Source organism: Oceanobacter kriegii DSM 6294 (assembly GCF_000422845.1).
Classification (GTDB): domain Bacteria; phylum Pseudomonadota; class Gammaproteobacteria; order Pseudomonadales; family Oceanobacteraceae; genus Oceanobacter; species Oceanobacter kriegii.
Genome location: NZ_AUGV01000003.1, coordinates 485614 through 511438, shown reverse-complemented (window position 1 = coordinate 511438; position 25825 = coordinate 485614). Strand labels below are relative to the sequence as shown.

At 57.0% G+C, this 25825-nt stretch carries 22 protein-coding genes and 1 tRNA gene; 10 read left to right on the top strand and 13 right to left on the bottom strand.

Annotated features, from left to right (window positions below; translation table 11 throughout):
* Nucleotides 1-8: 8 nt before the first annotated feature.
* Nucleotides 9-1361: a DUF1501 domain-containing protein gene (locus tag G516_RS0102315; RefSeq protein WP_028292295.1), complete on the bottom strand. Its 1353-nt coding sequence runs from the start codon at nucleotides 1359-1361 to the stop codon at nucleotides 9-11.
* An 11-nt stretch (nucleotides 1362-1372) separates the two neighbouring features.
* Nucleotides 1373-3898, bottom strand: a complete 2526-nt coding sequence (locus tag G516_RS0102310) for a c-type cytochrome (RefSeq protein WP_028292294.1) — start codon at nucleotides 3896-3898, stop codon at nucleotides 1373-1375.
* 449 nt (nucleotides 3899-4347) lie between these two features.
* Between G516_RS0102310 and rpoZ the strand changes: the two genes are divergently transcribed.
* Nucleotides 4348-4581: a DNA-directed RNA polymerase subunit omega gene (gene rpoZ / locus G516_RS0102305; protein WP_028292293.1), complete on the top strand. Its 234-nt coding sequence runs from the start codon at nucleotides 4348-4350 to the stop codon at nucleotides 4579-4581.
* Between the two features lie 34 nt (nucleotides 4582-4615).
* A complete protein-coding gene (spoT, locus tag G516_RS0102300) occupies nucleotides 4616-6733 on the top strand; it encodes a bifunctional GTP diphosphokinase/guanosine-3',5'-bis pyrophosphate 3'-pyrophosphohydrolase (RefSeq protein WP_028292292.1) in 2118 nt (705 codons plus the stop codon).
* A 129-nt stretch (nucleotides 6734-6862) separates the two neighbouring features.
* On the opposite strand, the gene G516_RS0102295 is transcribed toward spoT, so the two are convergent.
* A complete protein-coding gene (locus tag G516_RS0102295) occupies nucleotides 6863-7717 on the bottom strand; it encodes an NAD(P)H-binding protein (protein WP_028292291.1) in 855 nt (284 codons plus the stop codon).
* Between the two features lie 178 nt (nucleotides 7718-7895).
* Between G516_RS0102295 and G516_RS0102290 the strand changes: the two genes are divergently transcribed.
* The 3 genes from G516_RS0102290 (at nucleotide 7896) to G516_RS0102280 (ending at nucleotide 12626) form a co-directional block, all read left to right on the top strand.
* Nucleotides 7896-8795, top strand: a complete 900-nt coding sequence (locus tag G516_RS0102290) for a hydrogen peroxide-inducible genes activator (RefSeq protein ID WP_028292290.1) — start codon at nucleotides 7896-7898, stop codon at nucleotides 8793-8795.
* A 25-nt stretch (nucleotides 8796-8820) separates the two neighbouring features.
* A complete protein-coding gene (recG, locus tag G516_RS0102285; protein WP_281168004.1) occupies nucleotides 8821-10905 on the top strand; it encodes an ATP-dependent DNA helicase RecG in 2085 nt (694 codons plus the stop codon).
* Between the two features lie 326 nt (nucleotides 10906-11231).
* Nucleotides 11232-12626: an HDOD domain-containing protein gene (locus tag G516_RS0102280; protein WP_028292288.1), complete on the top strand. Its 1395-nt coding sequence runs from the start codon at nucleotides 11232-11234 to the stop codon at nucleotides 12624-12626.
* Nucleotides 12627-12679: 53 nt separating this feature from the next.
* On the opposite strand, the gene G516_RS20670 is transcribed toward G516_RS0102280, so the two are convergent.
* Nucleotides 12680-13231 carry a DUF1415 domain-containing protein gene (locus G516_RS20670; protein ID WP_051218842.1) on the bottom strand — a complete coding sequence of 184 codons (552 nt, stop codon included), beginning with the start codon at nucleotides 13229-13231 and terminating at the stop codon, nucleotides 12680-12682.
* 9 nt (nucleotides 13232-13240) lie between these two features.
* Complete coding sequence (locus G516_RS0102270) at nucleotides 13241-13513, bottom strand: HU family DNA-binding protein (protein WP_028292287.1); 273 nt, start codon at nucleotides 13511-13513, stop codon at nucleotides 13241-13243.
* Nucleotides 13514-13895: 382 nt separating this feature from the next.
* Here G516_RS0102270 and G516_RS20665 point away from each other — a divergent pair, with 382 nt between their 5' ends.
* The 4 genes from G516_RS20665 to phoR all read left to right on the top strand — a co-directional run bounded on the left by G516_RS20665 (nucleotide 13896) and on the right by phoR (nucleotide 17580).
* Entirely contained in the window at nucleotides 13896-14471 is a 576-nt protein-coding gene (locus G516_RS20665; protein ID WP_084644808.1) for a chorismate--pyruvate lyase family protein, read from the top strand.
* A gap of 50 nt (nucleotides 14472-14521) precedes the next feature.
* On the top strand, nucleotides 14522-15409 hold the full coding sequence (gene ubiA, locus G516_RS0102260) for a 4-hydroxybenzoate octaprenyltransferase (RefSeq protein ID WP_028292286.1): 888 nt from the start codon (nucleotides 14522-14524) through the stop codon (nucleotides 15407-15409).
* A 146-nt stretch (nucleotides 15410-15555) separates the two neighbouring features.
* Nucleotides 15556-16254 carry a phosphate regulon transcriptional regulator PhoB gene (gene phoB / locus G516_RS0102255; protein WP_028292285.1) on the top strand — a complete coding sequence of 233 codons (699 nt, stop codon included), beginning with the start codon at nucleotides 15556-15558 and terminating at the stop codon, nucleotides 16252-16254.
* A 6-nt stretch (nucleotides 16255-16260) separates the two neighbouring features.
* The gene (gene phoR, locus G516_RS0102250; RefSeq protein ID WP_028292284.1) at nucleotides 16261-17580 is read left to right on the top strand and encodes a phosphate regulon sensor histidine kinase PhoR; all 1320 of its coding nucleotides are present in this window, start codon (nucleotides 16261-16263) and stop codon (nucleotides 17578-17580) included.
* Here the strand turns inward: phoR and G516_RS0102245 are convergent.
* Both G516_RS0102245 and cysZ read right to left on the bottom strand, forming a co-directional pair.
* On the bottom strand, nucleotides 17561-18445 hold the full coding sequence (locus G516_RS0102245) for a response regulator (RefSeq protein WP_028292283.1): 885 nt from the start codon (nucleotides 18443-18445) through the stop codon (nucleotides 17561-17563). The two genes, phoR and G516_RS0102245, sit on opposite strands and share 20 nt — an antisense overlap.
* A gap of 46 nt (nucleotides 18446-18491) precedes the next feature.
* The gene (gene cysZ, locus G516_RS0102240; RefSeq protein WP_028292282.1) at nucleotides 18492-19214 is read right to left on the bottom strand and encodes a sulfate transporter CysZ; all 723 of its coding nucleotides are present in this window, start codon (nucleotides 19212-19214) and stop codon (nucleotides 18492-18494) included.
* Between the two features lie 70 nt (nucleotides 19215-19284).
* Here cysZ and trmH point away from each other — a divergent pair, with 70 nt between their 5' ends.
* The gene (gene trmH / locus G516_RS0102235) at nucleotides 19285-19986 is read left to right on the top strand and encodes a tRNA (guanosine(18)-2'-O)-methyltransferase TrmH (RefSeq protein ID WP_028292281.1); all 702 of its coding nucleotides are present in this window, start codon (nucleotides 19285-19287) and stop codon (nucleotides 19984-19986) included.
* A gap of 916 nt (nucleotides 19987-20902) precedes the next feature.
* Here trmH and G516_RS0102220 read toward each other — a convergent pair.
* The 6 genes from G516_RS0102220 to pstC all read right to left on the bottom strand — a co-directional run bounded on the left by G516_RS0102220 (nucleotide 20903) and on the right by pstC (nucleotide 25732).
* Nucleotides 20903-21226, bottom strand: a complete 324-nt coding sequence (locus G516_RS0102220) for a DUF3392 domain-containing protein (RefSeq protein ID WP_028292280.1) — start codon at nucleotides 21224-21226, stop codon at nucleotides 20903-20905.
* Between the two features lie 112 nt (nucleotides 21227-21338).
* A tRNA-Thr gene (locus G516_RS0102215) sits at nucleotides 21339-21414 on the bottom strand.
* An 81-nt stretch (nucleotides 21415-21495) separates the two neighbouring features.
* The gene (gene phoU / locus G516_RS0102210; protein ID WP_322785967.1) at nucleotides 21496-22251 is read right to left on the bottom strand and encodes a phosphate signaling complex protein PhoU; all 756 of its coding nucleotides are present in this window, start codon (nucleotides 22249-22251) and stop codon (nucleotides 21496-21498) included.
* Nucleotides 22252-22263: 12 nt separating this feature from the next.
* Entirely contained in the window at nucleotides 22264-23067 is an 804-nt protein-coding gene (gene pstB, locus G516_RS0102205) for a phosphate ABC transporter ATP-binding protein PstB (RefSeq protein ID WP_028292278.1), read from the bottom strand.
* Nucleotides 23068-23088: 21 nt separating this feature from the next.
* Nucleotides 23089-24366 carry a phosphate ABC transporter permease PstA gene (gene pstA / locus G516_RS0102200; RefSeq protein WP_028292277.1) on the bottom strand — a complete coding sequence of 426 codons (1278 nt, stop codon included), beginning with the start codon at nucleotides 24364-24366 and terminating at the stop codon, nucleotides 23089-23091.
* Complete coding sequence (gene pstC, locus G516_RS0102195) at nucleotides 24359-25732, bottom strand: phosphate ABC transporter permease subunit PstC (protein WP_028292276.1); 1374 nt, start codon at nucleotides 25730-25732, stop codon at nucleotides 24359-24361. The genes pstA and pstC overlap by 8 nt, the downstream gene beginning before the upstream one ends.
* Nucleotides 25733-25825 lie beyond the last annotated feature (93 nt).

Sequence of the window (25825 nt, the reverse complement as noted above, 5' to 3'; positions counted from 1 at the left end):
TCCGATGATCAGGCAAATATCCGGAACGGATTGGAACCCAGGGAATAGGATTGCACCACCGCACTGTTGTCGATTCCCAGCAAGGCACGCAGCGAGGCATTCACATGGGCTGGCGTCAACCGCTGGCCATTGGCGCTGTCGATCAGGCCGGTTTCGGTATTGATCGACTGCGCTTCAAAGCCTGGCCCACTGGCACCAAACACCCGACCGCCAGTGGCTTGAGGGTGCAGCACCATCATACTGGTTACTGGCCAGTGATCCTTGCCATTGCCGGAGTTGTAGTATGGCGTGCGGCCAAAGTCAGAGCCAATCACGATGGTGGTTCGGTCGGCCACGCCCGCATAGGTCAGCGCCTGCACCAGAAAGTGTACCCCTTCCAGCAGGTCGCCCAACCGAGGATAAGCGCTGGCGTCGTGATTGCCGTGGGTGTCAAAACCGCCGTAGTTCAGCGTTGCGCCAGCACAGAGGTTGGACGCAAACGCCGCCGCCACCACTTCGGCCTGGCTTTTCAGGTCATTGGCGCGGTTGCTGTTCCAGTTCAGGTCACGACTGACGTTGGCCTGAATGCTTTCCAGCGTTGGCACCATCAGGGCCAGGTTGTTATCGGCCCCCCGGATGTTGGCCAGCGCCTGCAATTGCTGACGACGTTGCAGCAGCTCGGCATTGTCCAGCTGACGCTGCAAACGGGCGTTACGCGCAGCGATCACCGGATCGTACAAATCAACCGACGCATCGGCGCTGCGATAGATAAAACCGCGCTGGTCGTAATACAGGTTCGGGTCGGCCAGCTGGGCAATGAAATCGGCATTGCTGGCCCGCGCCCGCGCCACCAGTGAGTCGGTGAAGTCGTAACCTCCATTGCTGATGAACGCCAGCGGCAAGGTCGGTGCAACCGCCGCCGCGTACAGCGCCGCAATGTTGGGATAACCGGTTTCTTCGTTGCCGGACCACACCACCCGCGAGCCGGTGTCGTGGTTGTTGGTTTCGGTATCGATGCCGTTGATCACCGTCAGCTGGTTGCCGTATTGGGTGAAAAAGGTGTCGAACTGGCTTTCGATCCGCGCCCGCACCTCCACGTCGTTTGATACCCCTTCCGGAATGGCGCTCCATTGAATCTGGTTAAAACGCTTGCTGCCGTCCAGCGCCACGGAGTTGGTCGAGCCTTCGTAGCGGTCGCTGTTCTCGCTGTACAAACCGTTCAGCCCTTTGGGATCGCACAGGCTGGTTGGGTCCCAGCCGCCGCTGGCGTTCACGGCAACGATGAATTGCGGCACGCTGGCAGCGTGCACACGGGATGCCGCAAACGGCGTCGCCAAAAGACCGGTGGCGGCCATCATTTGCAGAAAATTGCGTCGTTTCATGTCTGGCCTCCTTATTCGTAGACGAAGCGGTAGTCGGTCATCAGGTAGGTAATCACGGCAATCCAGGCACGGATGACGTAATCCGGATCATCGTCAATCCGTTGCTCCTCGGGCAGATTGCCATCGCTGCGCCCTTCGGCGTTGCGCTGCCACCGGGCGCGGCATTCCCACTCCAGCCAGTTACCCATCGACGGCTCCATTTGCTCATCGCTTGCAAGCAAGGCCCGGCCCTGCAGCCAGGTGGCTTCGAACAGCTGATAGGCCGCTTCCACTTCAGCATGGTCTGCGCTGACCTCTTCACCAAAGAAGGTCCAGAACAGGTAGGCGATGTTTTCACGAATGCGCTGGGCTGAAGAATCGATGGCATTGCCGTCCATGTCCTGCGGCATGGTATCGACCGCCACATCGGGGAACAGCACCCGCTCGGAAACGGCCTTGGTAAAGTCGTAGGCCACTGCCCGACAGGCCATTTCAGAGGCCATACGGTCCTGAATGGCAATCATCAGGCCGCTCGGCTCACGGATCATTTCCACGATGCTGTCGGAGTCCATGCCGCCGTACATGATGCGGTTGCTCTCGTAACGGAATTCATCCCAGCCAAAGCCAATCACGGCGTTGAGCTTGTTCTGCATTTGCTCCGGACTGAGGAAACGACTGGCACCAAACTGGCTGCTGGTGGCGTGAATGCTTTGGTCAACAGCGGCGGCGCGGAAATACGGCGACATCAGAATGCCCTTCACCGCGGTCTTGATGCGCCAGCCGTCGTTCACCATGTTGGTGGCGATGGTGTTGATCACCTTACGCTGGTCGTTGTACGCCTTCAGGTCTGCGTCACTGCCCTCGCTGCCGGGTGCGGCCAGCAGGTGGGTGGCCATCATGCCCTGATAGAGGGTGCGTACCGTCGCCCAGGCAAAGTTGGGGTCGGCGGCGGTTTCTTGCCCCAGCCATTGCAGCATGTTGCGGAAATAGCCACCGGAACCGGAAATCGGCATCGTTTTTCCATTAAACCCCGGCGCTTCGATGTCAGAACTGTCCCAGCTGTTGCGCGATGACGGCCCGGTGACGATATAACGGCCGTTGTCGGTCCAGTGCTGAAACGCCGAGGCCACCGGGTCCATCACCTGATGGCAGCCGTAACAGGCCGGGTCCAGCAGGGTCGGATTGGCAATGCCGCTGCCAACCCCGTCTTCCGGGCGATCACCTTCGATGGCCAGAATATCGATATCGAGGAAATAGTCGTAAAAGATCCGCGACCGGTGACGGTTGCGGTTGGTGTAGGTTGTCGGGTAGCGATTCAGGAACATCGGTGACGTCAGTACCCCGGCGTGTGGATAACCGCCAATGGCGTATTCGGTGTCGTGAGTAATACGCGCTGGCTTGAAGTCGGTTGGGTCGTAATAAATACGCTCACCGCTGGCCGGCACCAGCACACCGTCTTCTTCATAGGCCTCCACTTCGGCACAGACTGGCTCGTCCAGCTGGCGGAAGCTGGCCGCACCGTCGACCAATTCGGCGTCGTATACCTGTTGGCTGTACCAGTTAACCATCATGTAGTCGGCGGTCACAAACAGCGTATGGGGCTGCTCGGTCATGGCCGCGTAACGCACCAGTTCAAGCGGCTCGCGGGCAACGGCATCGTTGGCTTCGGTTCGCAGACAGCTGCGCAGACTGCTTTGCTCATCGTTCGGATACTGGTCGTTGTACCACTTGCGATTGGGGAAATCGTCGGCATCGAGCAGGTTAATGCCACCCTGGGTCAGGTTGGACGACAGGTACTTGTCGGTCAGGAACTGCTCGTTGAAGACCGTCATCAGGTATTCGTAAAAGGCGTCTTCGTTCATCACCTCATCCAGCACCGCCGACAGCCCGTCTTCACCTTCCAGACGCACCCGGTTCAGCTCGCTCTGGCTGGGTAAACGACCCAACATCAACAAGGTAGCGCGTCGCAAGGTGGCGCTGTACGGCTCGGCCGTAACACCTTCAATCGACAGCGCTGAGACCGTTGCGCTGCCACCATTAAAGGCCTGCATAATGTACTCGGCGACGTTACTGGCGCAGTCGCCCACACAGGAAGATACATTGGCCACCGGCATGGTGCGGCTGATCTCATCGGCCAAAACGTCAACGGATGAGCAGGTTGCACAGGCCACCAGCGATGACCCGACCGATGTGCCATTGCCTTCCAGACCATGACAGGAAGCGCAGCTGCTTTGGTAAATAGCACGGCCCTGTTCGTTGACCACCACCGCAGCATCACCGGATTCCGTGACGCTGCCGTCGTAACCATCGTCCATACAGCCAGACAGCAAACCCAACGCCGACAATGCCAACAGCGTGCGCAACGCCCGGCCAATAGCGTCACCGGCACTCCGTGCCAGGCTATGAGTGTCGGCTTGGGTTTGGGTTTGGGTTTGGGTTTGGGTTTGACCAGTAAACGGCCGTCGCCACGCCGCCGGGGTCAGCAAGCGGGCATAACGCTGCCGGACTCCCGCCAGGCGCCACCCGCTCGGCCACTGGTGATCAACAAGGGATCTCATCAAGGTTTCCTCAATAGGGTCACGGTGTATCAGTGTTTTTTGGGTAGTCGTTTTTGGTATTCGTTATCGGTATCCGCCGTCGCCATTGCGACCGGGATTGGGGCACTGCGCCTGACCACCCGAAAACTGCCTTACATTACCCGACACTCCATGAAGCTTTGCTAACAAAAAACACTGGTTCTGTGATCCGGTTGGCAAGGCAAATCCCGCCAATAGCCGCGCGCTGACAGAAAGTGTCAGTTAGCGCCGCTGGCCGCTACTCCTGTGCTATTCACCCTGGGACTCTCCACTGCTTTTCAACAAGACCCCTAGCGCCCGGAGCAGACGGCGGTCGAGATGCCCCGCCAGCTGGCTGCTAATGACCAATTGGCATCACAAGCCCCTTCCATCGTTCAAAAATTCAGCTACAATGTTCGGTCCTATCGATTTAAAACCATGACGGAAACCCTATGGCCCGCGTAACTGTTGAAGATTGCCTGACTAACGTTGATAACCGCTTTGAACTGGTCATGTTGGCTACCAAGCGTGCCCGCCAGATCGCCGTTGAGGGTTCTGAGCCGCTGGTTGCAGAAGAAAACGACAAGCCAACCGTTCTGGCGCTGCGCGAAATTGCTGAGGGCCTGGTAACCCCAGCGTCTGTTGCCGCACAGGAAGAAGCAGCTGCACAAGCTGACGAATACTGATCCAAAGACAGCGCATCAATCGCCGGAGATCTGAATGCCCACTCTTGATGCCCTGTCCGAGCGCCTTTCCCATTACCTGAGCCGCCAGCAAATCCAGCAGGTGCGCCGGGCCTACTACTACGCCGAACAAGCCCACGACGGACAACGTCGGCGTAGTGGTGAACCTTACATCATCCATCCGTTAGCCGTTGCCAGCATTCTGGCCGACATGCATCTGGACCATCACTCGCTGATGGCAGCCATGCTGCACGACGTGATTGAAGATACCGGGATTCCGCGTTCCGCACTGGATCAACAGTTTGGTGAAACCGTCAGCTACCTGGTAGATGGCGTCTCCAAGCTGACCCATATCCATTTCGAAGACAAAGAGCAGCAACAAGCCGAAAACTTCCAGAAAATGGCAATGGCCATGGCACGGGACATCCGTGTGATTCTGGTGAAGCTGGCTGACCGTCTGCACAACATGCGCACGCTGGGCTCCTTGCGGCCTGAAAAGCGTCGTCGCATTGCTCGCGAAACCCTGGATATCTATGCCCCGATTGCCCACCGCCTGGGCCTGAACAGCATTCGGGTAGAGATGGAAGATCTCTGCTTTGAAGCCATGCACCCGATGCGTTCCGACCTGATTCGCAAAGCGGTGAAAAAGCATCGTGGCAGCCACGCTGAAATCATCAGCAACATCGCCAACACCATTCGCAATCGCCTTAGCGAAGCCAATATTTCGGCCCGAGTGGTAGGACGCGAAAAGCACCTGTTCAGCATCTATTCGAAGATGGCGAAGTCCAAGAAAAAGGACATCGACGAAATCATGGATGTGTACGGTTTCCGCATCATCACCGATGAAGTGGACAGCTGTTACCGCATCCTTGGTATGGTCCACAGCCTCTTCAAACCGCTGCCCGGCCGCTTCAAGGATTACATCGCCATTCCCAAGGCAAATGGCTATCAGTCGTTGCACACTACCCTGTTCAATGCTGGTGAAGTGCCAATTGAAATCCAGATTCGTACCGAAGAAATGGACGCCATGGCCAACTACGGCATTGCCGCCCACTGGCTGTACAAGTCGGAAAGCGATCAGGCCAGTGGTTCCCAGCGTGCCCGCCAATGGGTGCAAAACCTGCTGGAACTGCAAAAGAACGCCGGCAGCCCGCTGGAATTTGTCGAGCACGTGAAGTTCGACCTGTTCCCGGAAGAAATCTACGTGTTCACGCCAAAAGGCAAGATCATGACGCTGCCCGCCGGGGCAACGCCCATCGACTTTGCCTACGCCGTGCACACCGACATTGGCAACCAGTGCATTGCCTGTCGTATCGACCGGCAGTTGTCGCCGCTCAGCGCCAAGCTCAGCAGCGGCCAGACGGTACAGGTGGTCACCGCCCCTAACGCCCAGCCGAACCCGGCCTGGCTCAATTTTGTGGTGTCCGGCAAAGCCCGTTCCGGTATTCGCAGCTACCTCAAGAGCCAGCGTCGTTCCGAATCCGTGGTGTTGGGTGAGCGGCTGCTGAACAAGGCCCTGGCGGCGTTCGACAAGTCACTCAACGACATCGCTCTGGAACAGATCGACCTGGTGCTGAAGGAAACCAACAACAAGGAACTGGAAGACCTGTTGGAAGAAATCGGCTCCGGTAACCGCATGGCACCGCTGATTGCCCGCCGCTTCCTGGCCGCCACCCGTGACGCCGACATTAACCTCGAATCGACCCCGGAAACCCCGTTGTCGATCAAGGGTACCGAAGGCTTGCTGGTGAGTTTTGCCAAGTGCTGCAGCCCGATTCCTGGCGATCCGATTGTTGGTCACGTCAGCTCTGGCAAAGGCATCGTGGTACACACCGAAACCTGCCGTAACATCGGTGATATTCGCAGCAATCCGGAAAAATGCGTGGCCCTGAGCTGGGACAAGGACATCGACAGCGACTTCACCGTCAGCCTCAAGGTGTACATGGAGACCCGCCGCGGCCTGATCGTGGCTCTGGCGTCTGCCATCAACATGGCCGATGCCACCATTGAGAACATCAATGTCGAAGAGCGTGATGCCCGCCTCAGCGTCACCAACCTGAAGGTCAACATCACCGGCCGTAAGCACCTTGCCCGGGTGATGCGCAAGCTGCGTAACATTGCCGGGGTCAACAAGATCGTGCGGTTGAAAAACTGATCATCGGCCTGCGATCAGCCAATGATTAGCCTGTGAAAAAGAAACAAAAAAGCCGCTGACGAATCAGCGGCTTTTTTGTTGTTGGCGATGCGGTTATTGCTGTCAGTTTTAAGCCATCCGGCTGAACACTCAGGAGTATCCCAATTCGGTCAGAATCTCATCGTAGCCCTGACGGAAGCCCTGATACCTGAATTCATACCCCAGCGCTTTCAGGCGGTCATTGCGACAGCGGCGGTTGGCCCGTCGGCTGGCTTCCGGCATGTCGTGATCCGGGTCGACATCGTCGATGCGCTCCTTGATCCACTCCAGCACATCAAACAGCGGCGCAGGCTCATCATCGGTGGCCAGATAGAGGGTATCGAGCGCCTCGTCCGCCAGTGCCTTCTCGGCCAGAAATTTCAGTACCCCGATGCAATCATCGCGGTGAATGCGATTGGTCCAGATCGGCGGCTCGGGGTCACAATGATTGCCCCTGCGGGCCTGCTCGATCATGCGATTACGACCCGGGCCATAAATCCCGGTAAAGCGCACGACCGTGGCGGGAAAACGGCTGTCCAGTAACGCCTGTTCGGCCAGCAAATGCTCTTTACCGGCAAACGCTGCCGGTTGGGTTTCTGACTGCTCGTCGACCCATTCGCCATTCATCTGATGGTAAACACTGGTGCTGGAGACAAACAGGAAGCGTTTGAGCGCTTGCTGCGGTAATGCCTGAATCACGTTTTTCAGGCCATTAACGTAAAACTCATGATACGACTCGCGGGAAAACACCGGCGAGGCAATGCTGTAAACCACCAGATCGAGATCGTCCGGCAGCGCCAGCAGGGTTTCGGGGTCGGTCACATCGGCCTGAATCCATTGCACACCGGGAATCTCGTTGCGCTCGGCAGCACTGCGACGCAGCGCCCAGACATCGTGCTGAGCCACCATGGCCGCTGCCAAACCACCACCGATGTCTCCTGCCCCAATAATCAGAATACGAGCCATCTGTTTCTCCTTACATTCACCGTTTGCACGTTCAGGGCTTGCCGCCCATAAAAACAGTTTAGGTGCTGACGCTCAGGTTCGTAAGACTGAATAAAACGATTCTGTCGTCAGCTATTTACTTGAGGCCAATGATAGGTAAACTAAATCAAATTCTTCATCGCTATGAAGGCAACCAATTATGACCTTGACCGAACTGAAATACATCGTAACCCTGTCTCAGGAAAAGCATTTTGGCCGCGCCGCGGAAAAGTGCTTTGTCAGCCAGCCTACCCTGAGTGTTGCCATCAAGAAACTCGAAAATGAGCTGGATATTGCGATTTTCGAGCGCAGCAAAAGTTCGGTGTCGGTGACCCCACTAGGTGAACGCATCGTCGCCCAGGCCCAACGGGTACTGGAAGAAGCCCGCTCCATCCGCGAGCTGGCCAGTGCCGGCAAGGACCAGCTGAGCTCACCGCTGAAAATTGGTGCCATTTTCACCATCGGGCCGTACCTGTTCCCGCATCTGGTGCCACAAATCCACCAGCGCGCGCCCTCCATGCCGCTGTACCTGGAAGAGAACTACACCGGCACCCTGCGCCGCCAACTGCGCGACGGCGACCTCGATGCCATCATTGTGGCGTTGCCGTTCAACGAACCCGATGTACTGACCCGGCCGCTGTACGATGAAAACTTTGTGGTAGTGCTGCCAAAGAACCACCCGTGGAAGAATCAGCAAACCATCGAGCCCGAACAACTGGCCGATGAAGACCTGCTGATGCTGGGCGAAGGCCACTGTTTCCGCGATCAGGTGTTCGAGCACTGCCCGGCCCTGAGCCGCAAGCACCACACCCGTTTGGGCAGTGTGCTGGAGGGCAGCTCGCTGGAAACCCTCAAGCACATGGTGGCGTCCGGATTGGGCATTACCGTGCTGCCGGAATCCGCCATCAGCAATCTGGATCGCAATCTGGTGATTACCCGTCCGTTCACCAATCCACAGCCATTCCGCACCGTGGCACTGGCGTGGCGCGCCAGCTTCCCTCGCGGTCAGGCCGTCGACCTGCTGATCGAAACTGCCCGTCAGTGCAGCATCAGCCGCTAAGCGGCCAACGCCCCGGGAACGCAGTATCGCCATGGACCCGCAACTGGATCTGACCCGCCTCAAGGGCGTCGGGCCCAAGCTCAAGGAGCAGCTCCAGCGCCTCAATATTGAGTCGCTGGCGGAGCTGCTGTTTCACCTGCCATTTCGCTATGAAGACCGCAGCCGCATCCAGATGATTGGCAGCCTGCAACACCAGCAGCCCGCGGTGATTCAGGGCGAAGTGCGCAGCGCCGACGTGCTGTTTGGCAAGCGTCGCTCGATGCTGGTGAAACTGGCCGACCACAGCGGTGTGATCAGCCTGCGCTTCTATCATTTCAACGCCAAGCAGAAAAACCAGTTCCGCAAGGGCGCGTTGGTGCGCTGCTATGGCGAAGCCCGTCGGGGTGCCAGCGGGCTGGAGCTGTATCACCCGGAATACCAGCTACTGGACGATGCCTCGGAAGAATTGCCCGAAGCACGCCTGACGCCGGTCTATCCCGCTACCGAAGGCATCAGCCAGCAACGACTGCGGCTGCTAATGGAACAGGCGCTGGAATTTCTGCGTGACGACAGCGTACCGCTCAACGACTTGCTGCCCCCTCAATGGCTGGCCGAATGGCACTTGCCGACGCTCAAACAGGCGCTGCTGTTTTTGCATCAGCCGCCCGCCGACGTGCAACTGGAGCAACTGCTGAACGGCAGCCACACCGCCCAACGTCGACTGATTCTGGAAGAACTGCTGGCGCATCAGCTATCGATGCATCGACTGCGTTCAAAAGTGCAGCAAGACGGTGCCCCCGTGATGACACCTGCAGGCACGCTGAAGCAACAGCTGGTCGCGGCCCTGCCATTTACTCCCACCAACGCCCAGCAGCGGGTCACCGGAGAGATTCTCAACGATCTCAGCAAGCCAGTGCCCACGCTACGGCTGGTGCAAGGGGACGTCGGCTCCGGCAAAACCCTGGTCGCCGCCATGGCCGCTTGTCAGGCGCTGGAAAGCGGTTTTCAGGTGGCCTTGATGGCACCCACCGAAATTCTCGCCGAGCAGCACTTTATCAATATGACCCGCTGGTTCGAGCCACTGGGCATCAAAACCGGCTGGCTGGGAGGCAAGACCCGCGGCAAAGCCCGTAATGAATCCTTGCAGGCCATCGCCAGCGGTGATGCCCAACTGGTGATTGGTACCCATGCGCTGTTTCAGGACGAAGTGCAGTTCCAGCAGCTGGGGCTGGTGATCATCGACGAGCAACACCGTTTTGGCGTCCACCAGCGGCTGTCGCTGAAGGAAAAGGGCAACCTCAATGGCCAGTCACCCCACCAGCTGATCATGACCGCAACGCCCATTCCACGGACGCTGGCGATGAGCGCCTACGCCGATCTCGATACTTCCATCATTGACGAGCTCCCCCCCGGACGTAGTCCGATCCAGACCGTCGCAGTATCGGACAACCGCCGCGAAGAAGTCATCTACCGGGTGGCCAGCGCCTGTCAGGGCGGCGCCCAGGCGTACTGGGTGTGCACCCTGATTGAAGAAAGCGAAGCACTGCAATGCCAGGCCGCTGAAAACACCGCCGCCGAACTCACCGAACAACTGCCGAACTTGCGGATTGGCCTGGTGCATGGCCGTCTCAAAGCGCAGGAAAAAGCCGCCATCATGGCGCAATTCAAGGCCCACGAACTCGATTTACTGGTGGCCACCACCGTGATTGAAGTGGGCGTCGATGTGCCTAACGCCAGTTTGATGGTGATTGAAAACCCGGAACGACTGGGACTGGCACAGCTGCACCAGCTGCGTGGTCGCGTTGGCCGGGGCTCAGTCGCCAGCCATTGCGTGCTGCTGTACAAAACGCCGCTGTCGATGACCGGTAAACAGCGCCTGCAAGTGATGCGCGACAGCCAGGACGGCTTCTACATTGCCGAACAGGACTTGATGATTCGCGGCCCCGGCGAGGTACTGGGCACTCGCCAGACTGGCCTGCAAACCTTGCGGGTGGCCGATTTACAACGGGATGGCGAGCTGCTGCCAGCAGTACGCGAAATGGCCACGCACTTGTGGAATAACCATCCATCGGTAGTCGATCCGCTGATCGATCGCTGGCTTGGTGAAGCCGAACGCTTCGCCGGTGTGTAATCAGGCTTTCTCTCGACACCTGACACCTGACACCTGACACCTGACACCCGACACCCGACACCCGACACCCGACACCCGACACCCGACACCCGACACCCGACACCCGACACCCGACACCCGACACCCAGCATTCCCCGCCAGCCGACAGAACAAGCCAGTTTCGCCGCATCGGCGCAAAATTTTCCGCCAGCCTTGCCACGCTGAACTATATTTTTCTAATAGCCTGAGATTCCGGAAGCCTGACACCGCAGCCGTTGCTGCCAATCATCACGCCTCCACGGACTCAGCGCCTCATCAAACGACAATTTGAGATGTTGGAGTAGGTAATGGCAATACCGGCCTCTGTGCAAAAGGTTCTGGACGAATGGAACGTCGAATACTCGATATCTGATGGTTTTCAAAACGAGCGGACGATGATCGAAACCGGATTCGGCACTACCCCAGGCAATTACGCCAAGGTTATTTTTCTCAAGGACACCGCGGGCAAGGTGCAGGTGGTGATTCCTGCCAACCGCATGCTCGACCTCAACCTGATTTCCCACCAGACCGGCCGTCAGTTCAGCGCCGTACCGCCAGAAGAGCTGGCACAGCTGAAACGCCAGTTAGGGCTGGATGATTTTCCGGCACTGCCGCAACTGACCCGACTCGACAGTCTGGTTGACCGCAGCTTGCTGGAGTATTCCGAACTGTTTATCCAAACCGGCCATGGCGACCAGCACCTGAGCATGCCAACCGACCAGTTCCGGGCGCTGACCGCCAGCTCACAAATTGGCAACTACACCGCCGCCCTGCAAATCGATGTGCTGCACAACGACGCCAGCGCCGATCAGGAAGATGTTCATGCTGCGGTCGAACAATTTACCCCACTGCGTATCCAGCAACGCCTGCAAGACACCCTCGACCTGCCGCCGCTGCCGGAAACCGCCCGCAAGATCATTGAACTGCGGGTCGACCCTGACGCCGATACCGTCACACTGGCGCGTACCATTGAAGTCGACCCTTCGATTGCCGCCCAGGTGATGAGCTGGGCCCGCTCGCCCTACTACCGCTCACGCGGCAACATCAACACGGTGGAAGAAGCCGTGCTGCGGGTACTGGGATTTGATCTGGTGATGAACCTGTCATTGGGGCTTGCTCTGGGCCGCACGCTGAGCGTGCCAAGAGAAGGCCCACACGGCTACACGCCGTTCTGGCAACAAGCGGTGATGGGCGCGGCACTGGCAAGCGAATTGACCCGCAAGATCAAGGGCAAGAAAAAGCCGGACAGCGGCCTGGCCTACCTGTGCGGCTTGCTGCACAACTTTGGCTATCTGGTGTTAGGTCAGGTATTTCCGCCGCAGTTTTCGCTGATTAACCGTCATATTGAAGCCAACCCCCACATCAACCGCTTCTACATTGAACGGCATTTGCTGGGGCTGTGCCGGGAACAGATGGCCAGCCTGCTGCTGGGCCAGTGGAATTTACCCGCGGAGGCCGTGCTGGCCATTCGTCAGCAGCACAACCCGTTCTATTGTGGCGACCACGACAACTATGCCCAGCTGCTGTACGTCACCACTCGGGCACTGCGCCAGCGGGGCTATGGCGACGGCCCGGTCGAGGCGCTTGATCCCAACGTGCTGGACGCATTGGGCTTGACGCAGGAAACCGTCGACGAGGTCGCCGATGAACTGATTGAACACGTGGGAGAATTGGCGGATATGGTCACGGCGCTGTCTTCCTGACAGCCCGGCCATCAGCGCTGTTAAATCACGGTATTCAAGCGCCCTGACGGCCGTCAGGGACGAAATATGTCCGAGTGTTTCAGCTCAGGAATCACTTCCAGCAAGCCGTCCAGTCCCATCCGCCGCAAGTGGCGTTGGTTACGCTCGGGAATCCGCTCCGGGTGGCTTACCGACGCCAGCGCCTGCTCCATGTCGTCTTCCCGAATCAGGTGCAACATAGGGTACGGAGAACGGTTGGTGAAATTGCTCGGATCTTCCGGCGCTTCGCCTTCAAAGCAGTATTGCGGATGAAAGGTCGCCAGCTGAATCACCCCTTCGTGGCCCATTTGCTGCAACAACTCGTCGCAAATCATGGCCCAGTTCCAGTACTCGTCAAAGTCCTGCAAGGCATGAGGCACCACAAACAAGGCGGTCGGAAGTTCGGCGGGATCGGCATCGACCACTTCGGCCAACAGATCCATGAATTCTTTGGTGATCTGATTCAGATCGGAGGAGTCACTGACCCGGATGGCCAGTTTCGGCATAACCGGATGGGCGAAAGGACAGAGTCCCTCGCCCACCACCAGCCGGGAAACCCAAAGGTGGGTTAATGCTTCGGCTGTCATCACTGTTGCTTATTGAACAGCGTCTTTCAGACCTTTACCTGGCTTGAAAGCAGGTACTTTGGCAGCAGGAATGGTGATAGCAGCACCAGTCTGTGGGTTTTTGCCCTGACGCTCAGCGCGGTTACGTACTTCGAAAGTACCGAAACCGATCAGGCTTACGTTGTCGCCTTCAGCCAGAGCCTGAGCGATACGGTCAGTGATCACAGTGATCACTTCAGACGCTTTTTCCTTGCTCAGGTCAGTTTTCTCTGCAATGGCCGCTGCCAATTCTGGTTTACGCATGAAATATCCTCTCTATGAAAGATACGGGTTATACCAACCCGATTTTAAAAATAAAGGCACACCTGTGAGCCCCGACCGTCCACAAGGTTCTGTAAATATCACAAAAGCTCGTAAATGCCGTCGGATCTGATCCCGACAAAACCGATCAACCCGTGGCAAAAGCCGGTCGATGACGCTGACCGGGTCAACAGGGCTACACCATATCCTCGCCCAGCGGCTGAATAAAACAAATTGCCGTTTCAAGCCAGCATTGCCCAAATTGTAGCCTGAGCCGCATGGTTACTGGGACCGGCCGCCTAAGCTACTGTCGAAATCGGCGAAAATCAATGGAAGAAAGCCCGACTCTTGCCAGTATTTGTGATTTGGCGCATGCTCCGCCGCCATGATTTCCCCGATTGCCTGCCAAACGCGCCCCTTTTTCACACCCGCTCCGCCGTGGAGCGGCCTGCACCGCAGCGCCGCGCTGCCATTACCGGCATCCCAGCGGCGCTGGCTGACCGACACCGGATCACTGACCCTGAGACTGTCCCGAATGGATCAACGCCAGTTCAGCGTCACACTCGTCAGCGAGCGTCAGGGACGTGCCAATCCGATCGAAAGCCGCGACCTGGGCTTACCCACCAGAGCCCCTGTGTGGATTCGGGAAGTACTGCTGTTGCTTGATGACGACTTGCAGGTTGAGGCGCGTACCGTTATTCCGATGCGCTATTTGCGCCAACTGGGCAACCCGGTACGCCGTCTGGGCAACCGCTCACTGGGCAGCTTCCTGTTTCGCCACCCACAACTGCAACGCCAGCCGATGCGGTTTTGCCGTCAGCCGACGCACAAAAGCGCCCGCGGCCGTCTGCAAGACCCCGTCACCAGCCCCTGGTGCCGCCGTTCGGTGTTTCACATTGGCACCAGCAAACTGTTGGTCAGCGAGGCATTTGCCAGTACCCTGCTCAGCGGCCAGCCCTGAAGGCCGCGCACCAACCCGATTTCGACCCGCACCACAGCAAGGACCCCGATATGAAGCCGTTGACCCAAACCCTCGATCGAGTCTGGCCAGACTGGCACCAATGGGTTCAGATCACACGGTTCGACAAACCGGTGGGTTCCTATCTGCTGCTATGGCCCACCTTCTGGGCCTTGTGGATTGCCGCTGAAGGGGTGCCAACGCTGGCCAACCTGATTATTTTCACACTGGGCGTGTTCCTGATGCGCTCTGCTGGCTGTGTGATCAACGACTACGCCGACCGTGAAATAGACCGCCACGTCAAACGCACCAAAGACCGGCCGCTGACCCAGGGCCGACTGACCGAAAAACAGGCGCTGATCGGCTTTGCCGTACTCTGTCTGACGTCGTTTGTGCTGGTGTTGTTCACCAACAGCCTGACCATCTGGCTGTCGTTTGGTGGCGTGGCGCTGGCGGCCCTGTATCCGTTTATGAAACGTCACACCTACCTGCCACAGGTGTTTCTGGGGGCGGCGTTTTCGTGGGCGATTCCGATGGCGTTTGCCGCCGAAGCCAATCAACTGACCACCATCTGCTGGTTAATCTTTATTGCCAAACTGAGCTGGACGGTGGGCTACGACACCATCTACGCCATGGTCGACCGTGATGACGATTTGAAGATCGGCGTTAAAAGCACCGCCATTCTGTTTGGCGACATGGATGTGACGATTATCGCCACCCTCTACGCGGTGGCGCACTTATGCCTGCTTTCCGTTGGCAGCCAACTGCAACTACACTGGAGCTACTGGCTTTGCTGGCTGGCCGCTGGCGGCTTCATGGTCTGGCAAATCATCAACATCCGCAGCCGCGATCGCATGGGCTGTTTCCGTCAGTTTCGACTGGCGCATTGGTATGGCGTGATGATGTGGGCAGGTTTGATTGCGGGCTATGCCCTGCGCTGAGCCCGGGCATTGGCCAGGCCACCCGTGAATGGCGCTGTCGACCGGCTTTTGACGAGTCGCTGACAATGTCACACCGCTGTAACACAAGGCCAGTGTAATACTAGCCGCCTATTAATATTGTGTGACAATTTTGTGACGAGCAACCTATGACTAAAGCTGGCAAAAGCGTCTTGATCGTAGACGATGAAGCACCGATTCGTGAAATGATCGCCGTGGCCCTGGAAATGGCCGGTTACGAATGCATGGAAGCGGCTAACGCTCAGGAAGCCCATGCACAAATTATCGACCGCAAACCCGACCTGATTCTGCTCGACTGGATGCTGCCTGGCACCAGCGGGGTGGAATTTGCCCGTCGTCTGAAGCGTGAAGATCGCACCGCCGAGTTGCCGATCATCATGCTGACCGCCAAAGGCGAGGAAGACAACAAGGTTCAGGGTCTGGAAGCCGGTGCCGACGATTACATCACCAAACCTTTCTCCCCTCGTGAACTGGTTGCGCGCCTGAAAGCCGTACTGCGCCGTTCAACCCCGCAGGGCATCGAAGAACCGATTGAAGTCAGCGGCCTGCTGCTGGACCCGGTTTGCCACCGCGTGACCTCGTTCGACAAGCCGCTCGACATCGGCCCGACCGAATACCGCCTGCTGCAATTCTTTATGACCCACCAGGAACGTGCCTATTCACGTGCACAGTTGCTTGATCAGGTCTGGGGCGGTAACGTTTACGTCGAAGAGCGCACCGTGGATGTTCATATTCGTCGACTGCGCAAGGCGCTGGGTGAAGCCCATGAACATATGATTCAAACCGTTCGTGGCACCGGCTATCGTTTCTCTACAAAAGTTGCCTGATATTCAATGAATCCAATTTGGCGCAGGGAGTTGCGTCGCGTGTTTTACCTGTTGGTAATGGGCGTGGCGCTGGGTTACTACCTCGACAACCCCTTCATCGGCATTTGCGCCGTACTGGCTGGCTATATTGGCTGGCACTGGCTACAGCTCTACCGCCTTAACCAATGGCTTGAAGATGGACAAAGCTCCTTGCTGCCCAGAACCCTCGGGATCTGGGGCTCCGTCTTTACCCAGACCCAACGTTTGCAGCAACGCAGCATTAAAAACCAGCAGCAACTGCAAGGCGTGATCAACCGTATTCAGGACTCCACAGCGGCGTTGAAAGACGCCGTGATGATGGTCGACTCCACCGGTGCGCTGGAATTCTGGAATCAGGCCGCTGAAGGCTATCTGGGCTTGCGCCATCCGGTCGACCTCGGCCAGCCGATCACTAACCTGATCCGTACGCCGGAATTCAAATCCTACTTTGAACAAGCCGACTACCGCGAACCGCTGGTGATCAAATCGCCGGTGAACCCGCAACTGTCGTTGCAGTTCAACATCACCCTGTTTGGCCGTCGTGACCGCTTGATTCTGGTACACGACATCACCCGCCTGAAGCAGCTGGAACAAATGCGCAAGGACTTCGTTGCCAACGTCAGCCACGAACTGCGCACCCCACTAACGGTGATTTCCGGCTATGTCGAAACCATGCAAATGGGTGCCGACATGCTGCCACCACGCTGGGCCCGCATGCTGCAACAGATGAACAGCCAGAGCCACCGCATGGGCAACCTGATCAAGGATTTGCTGATGCTGTCGCAGCTGGAAACCAGCCAGGCCAAGGATGAACAAAGCATCGACGTCGAAGCCATGCTGCAATCGATCGAAACCGATGCCCGTGCGCTCAGCAACGGTCGTCATCAGGTCAATCTGGTGCATGCCGACAAGCAGCGCCTGACCGGCAACTACAACGAGATTCGCAGTGCTTTCTCGAACCTGGTGTTCAACGCGGTGAAATACACCCCGGACGGTGGCTCCATCAACATTGAATGGCGCCAAACCCGACACGGCGGCTGTATGAGCGTAAAAGACAACGGTATTGGTATTGCTGCACATCACGTGCCGCGACTGACCGAGCGTTTTTACCGTGCCGACCCCAGCCGCAGCATTGAAACCGGCGGCACCGGTCTTGGACTGGCCATCGTCAAACACGTGTTGCTACACCACCAGGGCGAGCTGAAAATCGAAAGTGAGGAAGGCAAAGGCAGTACCTTCAGCTGTGTGTTCCCGCTGAAGCGTATGACCGACGGCGTTGCTGACGCGACTAGCGACAGCGAGCAATAAAGCGCGACAGGGCGTCCATTTTTTCGGGGTCGTCGTCGACAATCCGGATGCGGATCTGAATGGTTTCGGCATCCGGATGCGGCTCCTGTGCTTGCAGCATCCGCACAAAGCCGTTAATCCGTGCAATCACCTCTTGTTGGTCATCGGTGATATCAATCACCACCTGCTCCAACAGCCCCGGCACCTCACCACTGCGTTTGAAAACCCCCAGCAGCTCGATCAGATTCATGTCCTTGATCACCAGCTTGGCTTCCCCACCGGAAGCAAACCGCACCACTGCAAGCCCCATCGCCTTGCCACCACCCTTGGGCTTTTTCTCTGCCGCCGCAACCGGTTGCCCAGCCAACAGCGGTGACCCGGCAGCAGGCTTTGGCTTGGCAGGCGCTGAGGGTTTGGCCGGGCTGGCACTACCGCCCATCAAGACCGACGCACCGCCCATGTCCCCGGCGACCTTCTGTTCAGACGTTTTCACCGGCCGTACTTTCAGGTGCCGAAACACCATCCGGGTCAGCTTGTCGACGAAAGCATCGCGGGTAAATGGCTTGCCGATGTAATCCGACACCCCCGCTTCCACCGCCTTGACCACATGATCCTTGTCGCCCCGGCTGGTGATCATCATAAACGGCGTTTTTTCATGCTGGCTTTGCGAACGCATCCATTGCAGCACCTCCAGCCCTGACATTTCGGGCATCTCCCAGTCACACAGCACCACATCCACCTTGTGGCTATTGAGCATGGCCACCGCTTTCTTGCCATTAATGGCTTCCACCAACTGGCAATTCGGGTAGGTTTGCTTGACAGCTTTTTTCACCAGATCGCGAATAAACGCCGCATCATCTACCAACAGAAAGGTCAACTCGGCCATGCCTTGTGCTCCGCACCAGAAAACGCAGGTCCCCCTGCCTGATTCCTCAGCGTAGACGAGGTTGACGCTGCTCGCGCTCCATCTGCCACATGGTGGCACCAATGACCGCCGCCGGAGGCACCAGACAATTGAGTACCGGCACTGCCATCAGCAACGATACCGATGCACCAAAGCCATAAGCCGTCCAGCGCGTCTCGGCAACAATCTTGCGGCTGCTGCGGAAGTCTTTCTGATGGTTATCGAGGGTGTAGTCACTGTATTGCAGCGACATCACCCAGCTACCAAAGGCAAACCAGACAAACGGCATCACCGGAATCAGCAACGGCAGCAACCAGGGAATCACAAACAGCAGCAGATAGCGCGGCATGTAATAGGCCATTTTCACCAGTTCGCGGCCAAGCGTGCGGGGAATCAGACTGGCCAGACTCTCCTCCGGCGCAACAATGCCGTAACGCTCTTCAATCTTGCCCGCCAGCAAGCCGTAAAACGGGCTCGCCAGCAGCAACAAAATGGCCGAAAAGAAGTAGCCCGACACCATCACCGACAGCAACACAGCAACCGGCACAATCAACCACGCCAGCCAGGCCCACCAGCCTTCGTGCAGCCAGTCCATGCCGGTGACATAACCCACCGCCCAATACACCCCGGCGGTCAGAATCACCAGGTTCATCAGAATAGGCAGCCATACATAACGGCGAATGCCCGGTTCATTCAGCAGCGCAAAGCCTTTCAGCAGATACCCTGCCCCACTTACGAGGTTGTCTTTCATTTCCAGTCCGTGCAACAAATTGACAGTTTTTATACAATGCGCGCCCCATTGCGCAAGAGACACACCCACCATGACGCCTGATCGTCTTGACCGAGTGGTATCCACCCTCAATCGTCGGCAGCCGGACCTCACCGTGATTACCGACGAAGTCTACAAGTCCCACAACCAGGCGGCCATTGCCCGTACCTGCGATGCCTTCGCAGTACAGGACCTTCACGTGGTGTGGCCAAGCCGTGGCAGTGGCGATTTCCGCATGAGCAACGCCACCGCGGCAGGCTCCGGCAGCTGGGTAACGGTCAACACCCACGACAACATTGAAAGTGCCATCACCGGCTTGCAGCAACAGGGCTTCCGCGTGTGCGCTGCGCACCTGACCGACCGCGCGACCGACTTCCGCGACTACGATTTCACCCAGCCAACGGCGCTGCTTATGGGCACCGAAAAGGAAGGCGTCAGCGATATCGCCGCCGAACTGGCCGACGAACACCTGATCATTCCGATGTACGGTATGGTACAGTCGTTTAACGTTTCCGTCGCAGCGGCTATTATCCTTCATGAAGCCAGCCGTCAGCGGGAAGCCGCAGGCATGTTCGACCAGCGCCGCATGAGCGACGAGCGTTTCGAGCAGCTGCTGTTTGAATGGTGCCAGCCTTCAGCCACCAAACTGTGTCACAAGTACAAATTGCCGTATCCGGCACTGCGTGAAGACGGCGAAATTGCCGATCCACAGGCATTTTCACAACTGATCAATGAACAGGCGCACAGCCGCTGATTACCGCCATTTTCTGTTGTAGCGACATTGCCCATAAAGCTTGTGCGATATATCGCACAAGCTCGTGCGACATACCGAATTTCTCCCTCCAGACTATCCACAAAATCCAACGAAGAAATATCCAAGTGTTTGTTTTTAAAGGGTTTTTATAAATCACCCAAGCCTTGGATTCCCAATTGTCGGGTTTGGTTCACATAACGAAAGTTCTTCCTTTGCTACATTTCTATCCGCAGGCAGCACTTGATCAGGACGATCACCAGACAGCAGGACGTTGATCTGGTTGTAACGGACGACATTACTCAGGATGAGTGAGATGGATCTCAACACGGAGTGTTTGCAGGACAAGGTCTGGATGACCTCGACGATTCAGGATGAATCGGGCACGGACAGCAGGATAAGGTCTGGATGACCTCAACGATTCAGGATGAATCGGCACGGAGAGCAGGACAAGGTCTGGACGACCTCAACGGTTCAGGATGAATCGGGCACGGACAGCAGGACGCCTCAGGATGAGGTTATGGAACACGGATGATTATGCCGGGATGGCATCGCAAGGATTTGCGCAGGGAAGATTGGCCAGGATGCTTACCAGGACGGTGAAGGGACAATCAGCGATGGATTCGCGCAGGGATGACCAACACGATGGATTGTGGCAAGGATGATCGTGGAATCATGGAAAGTTCCAGGGTGCTGTGGCGGCCGGTACAGGATGTACTGCCGCCCATTTAACACCTGATCTTCTACACTCGCCGTTCAGGCACGCTTTACTCTTCTTTTTTATTCCCCAAAACACGCACGCTCAATATCTTCAGCCAAGCTCAGCTCGCGCACACTTGCCATGGTGTTTGGCCGTGTTGTCTTGCCGCTTTGTCTTGCCCGTAGTCTTGTGATGTAGCACCGAACGTTATGCCCGGGTTCAGCTTTTGCGATGGAATCGCTCGGCCATCAACCCCAGCGCTGTAAACGCCACCACGACTGAAACGCCGTAGTATTGCGCTGACACACTCATCAGTAAGCTTGCCAACAACGGCACCACCCAAACAGTGATCGCCCCGTAGCCGAACGTACAGAGCGCAATAAAGACAGCCACCCGAACCACCATCCAGTGCTTCCTGACCGCACGCCGTACCATGCCGTTAATCGTATCGCCAAAGACCACCAGCAAAGTGGCAACCAGTGCTAACGCAATATCGTGATTGTAGGGTCTGATCCAACCCGAAAGACTGACAAGAAGATCCATTCTGATTCCACAACGGCGGTGGCCAATAAGTGGTCGTTCAGGGCGAACGTCCGTTTCAGAATGAAGAATAGCAGGCATAAAAAAACCCGCGTAAAACGCGGGTTTTTTAATATGGTGCCGGCACCAAGAGTCGAACTCGGGACCTACTGATTACAAGTCAGTTGCTCTACCGACTGAGCTATACCGGCTAAGTGGGCGTGAATATTACTGATGAGATTTCACTGCGTCAACAGAAAAATCTCGTAATATTCTGAAAAACCGAAGTTTTTTTATTCGCCGCTGTGGTCCTGTTCGTCCTGCTGGGCACGCTCTTCCATCTCACTGATGGAGCTGTGACGAACGTCTGCACCACTGACCACGTAGATCACCTGCTCGGAGATGTTACGGGCGTGGTCACCAATACGTTCTACCGCACGCAGAATCCAGAGGATGTTGATCGCCTGGGAGATGGAGCGTGGATCTTCCATCATGTAGGTGATCAGCTCGCGCAGGGCAGCGGAGTACTGCTGGTCAACCAGCTTGTCGTTACGTACCACGTCCAGAGCACCTTGCACGTCACAACGGGCAAAGGCGTTCAGCGCACCAGAGATCATTTTGCAGACCTCGGCACCCATGTAACGAATGGACTGCTGGGAGAAGCCATTGGCGGCGTTGCCACCGACTTCACGAGCATGTACGGCAATTTTGCTGGCTTCGTCACCAATACGTTCAAGGTCACGTACCACGCGGGATACGGCCAGAACCATACGCAGGTCGGAGGCTGCAGGCTGACGGCGCACCAGAATCTGGGTGCATTCGCGGTCAATCTCAACTTCCATCTGATCCACCTCGTCTTCACGACGAATGATGTCGTCGGCAGGCGTTGAATCGCCAGACGTGATGGCCTCGATGGCATTGGCAACCTGACGTTCAACCAGGCCGCCCATTTCCATCATCTGGCTGCGGATGGCTTCAAGGTCAGCGTTGAACTGACCTGAAATGTGTTGGTTAAAACCAATCTCCATGGAGGAACCTGAGTTAGGCACTGAAATGCTCCTTTAGCCGAATCGGCCGGTAATATAGGCTTCGGTCAGGGCGTGCTGTGGCGTGGTGAAGACCATGTCGGTCGGATTCACTTCGATCAGCTGACCCAGGTGGAAGTAGGCTGTACGTTGGGAAACACGAGCTGCCTGCTGCATCGAGTGCGTTACGATGGCAATCGTGTAGTTCTCACGCAGTTCGTCAATCAGTTCTTCAATCTTAGCAGTTGCAATCGGGTCCAGTGCGGAACACGGTTCATCCATCAGGATCACTTCCGGGTCGACCGCAATGGTACGGGCGATACACAGACGCTGCTGCTGACCACCTGACAGGCCGGTACCCGGCGCGTGCAGACGATCTTTCACCTCGTTCCACAGACCAGCGCGCTGCAAGCTGCGCTCCACCACTTCGTCCAGCTCGTCACGGTGGTTTACCAGACCGTGGATGCGTGGACCGTAGGCGATGTTGTCATAAATGGATTTCGGGAACGGGTTTGGCTTCTGGAATACCATGCCAACCCGCGCGCGCAAAGGTACAACATCCACCTTTGGAGCATAGATATTTTCGTCGTCCAGCAGAATGTCGCCAGTGATGTTGCAGATATCAATGGTGTCATTCATGCGGTTGAGGCAGCGCAGGAAAGTCGACTTGCCGCAACCGGAAGGGCCGATCAATGCAATCACTTCATTGGCGCCGATGTCCAGACTGACGTCGAAGATGGCCTGTTTTTCCCCATAAAACACGCATACGTCACGTGCTTTCAGCTTGGGATTGTCGCAGAACGGTTCGCCATCGGTTTTGTGGTTTTCAATGATGCTCATAACTAAATCCTGAGAAAAAACTTACCAACGACGCTCAAGACGGCGACGCAGCATTACGGCTACTGTATTCATCGCGATCAGGAAGCCCAGCAGCACAATGATGGCGCCTGATGTACGTTCGGTGAAGGCGGCTTCCGGGCTGTCTGACCAGAGGAAAATCTGAACAGGCAGAACCGTCGCCGGGTCGGTAATGAAGCCCGGTACGTCAACCACGAAGGCAATCATACCAATCATCAAAAGCGGTGCAGTCTCACCCAGAGCCTGCGCCATACCAATGATGGTACCGGTCAACATGCCCGGCAGTGCCAGTGGCAGTACATGGTGGAACACCACCTGCATTTTCGAGGCACCCAGACCAAAGGCAGCTTCACGAATCGACGGTGGTACCGCCTTGATGGCAGCACGACCGGAAATAATGATGGTTGGCAACGTCATCAGGGTCAGTACCAGACCACCCACCAGCGGCGTGGAACGGGCAACACCAAAAATATTGATGAAGATCGCCAGACCCAGCAGACCAAAGGTGATACTCGGCACCGCCGCGAGGTTGTTGATGTTGATTTCAACGATTTCGGTGATGCGGTTCTTCGGTGCAAACTCTTCCAGGTAAATGGCAGCGGCCACACCAATCGGGAACGACAGCAGGAAAGTCACCAGCAAGGTCAGCAAGGTGCCTTTGATGGCGCCATGCACACCGGCCAGTTCTGGCTCACGGGAATCACCGTTGGTGAAGAAGCTGGTGTTGAAGCGGGTTTCCAGACGACCGGCTTCGACCCACTGCATGGCCCACTGGTACTGGACATCGCTCAGGCGACCCTGAATGCCCTGTGGGTAGTCATGCTTGAACCACTGGTCGACTTCGTCGTCCATGATCAGGTCAACCTTGATGGTGTCGCCAATCAGATCCGGGTTGTCGAGTACAAGCCCCTGCAATTGCCAGTGTGCGCCAACGCTGACCATGCTGTACAGGTCACGACGCTGACTGCGCTTGGTGACGTTCATTTCGTCACGCAGCTGCTGCTTGATCAGTCCCTCGTAGTTACCGTTCATCAGCTCTTTTTCAGACGACTGACGAGTCAGACCCAGGTAGTCCTTGTCGAGGTGAACTTCGGTGTGCAGCACGGTCTGCGCGAAGGCCGAGGTGCCTTTCGACAGAATGTTGCCAAACAGCACCACCAGGCACAGCAGACCAAATGCGATAGACAGCATACCGTAGGTGCGGAAGCGGGACTCCGCACGGCGGCGGCGTCCCATACTGCGCTCAACTTTGGCGCGAGTTGTCATGGTTTGATTAGTCATATTGTTCCCGATACTTCTGTACCACTTTCAGTGCAACGTAGTTCAGCGTCAGGGTCACCAGGAACAGAACCAGTCCCAGTGCAAACGCGGCCAACGTTTTGGCGGAGTCGAATTCCTGGTCACCGACCAGCAGGGTCACGATCTGTACCGTCACCGTGGTCACGCTTTCCAGCGGGTTAGCGGTCAGGTTGGCTGCCAGACCAGCGGCCATGGCTACAATCATGGTTTCACCAATGGCGCGGGACACCGCCAGCATCACAGCGCCGACAATACCCGGCAGAGCCGCAGGCAGAACCACCTGACGTACGGTTTCGCTGCGGGTCGCACCCAAACCATAACTGCCGTCACGCAGGGACTGTGGTACCGCGTTGATCACATCGTCAGACAGCGACGATACGAACGGAATAATCATCACACCCATCACCAGACCAGCAGCAAGGGCGCTTTCAGAGGAAACGGTAAGACCCAGGTGGGTGCCGAACTCTTTCAGAATCGGAGCAACCGTCAGGGCGGCAAAGAAGCCGTACACAACGGTTGGAATACCGGCCAGTACTTCCAGTGCTGGCTTGGCGAAGCTACGCACACGCGGGCTGGCGTATTCGGACAGGTAAATGGCCGACATCAAACCAATCGGCACCGCGATCAGCATGGCAATAAAGGAAATCAGCAAGGTACCGGTGAACAGAGGTACCGCACCAAAACTGCCGGAGGAGCCAGACTGGTCGGCTCGCAGGGCAACCTGTGGTGACCAGGTGGTGCCAAACAGGAATTCGATCGGGCTGACCTTGCCGAAGAACATCCAGGCTTCGAACAACACACTGGCCAGGATGCCAACGGTGGTCAGTACAGCAATACCGGAGCTGGCGAACAGCATGCCACGGATAATGCCTTCCATTTCATTTCGGGCGTTACGGCTCGGAACCAGGCGACGCAGGGTCAGCGCAAAGCCCGCCAACGCCAGCGCCAGAATCACGCCCGTACTCAGCAGTTCGTTGCGCGACTGCAACTCAACCAGGTGCAGAATCGCAGGGGACAGTGATGCATCAGCTTCCACGTTGGCACCGTTAGCGAGGTTATGAACCTTGCTCAGCGCCAGTTGCACACTGGTTCCGCCCTGCTCCTGCACTGCCTGAGGCAGTTGGGCAACCAACAAATGATCAATAACCGGCTCGTCCATAATGCCCCACAGGAGCATCAGTAACAGCGGTGGCAAACAGGTCCACAGGGACAACAGGGAACCGTAATGGCCTGGCAGGGAGGAAAGTGGCGTATCGGCCGAAGCCAGTGACTTCGCGCGCCGGGTGCCTACCAGATATGCGATAACGCATAGAATCGCGATGGTGATGAGCAGGAAGCTGAACGTCATGAGACAGGCCTGAAATTAAACGAAATTACCGGCTTAAGCCGGATTTATATCGGAGGTAGTCCATCAACCCGGCAGGCCGGGCTGATGGTAGCA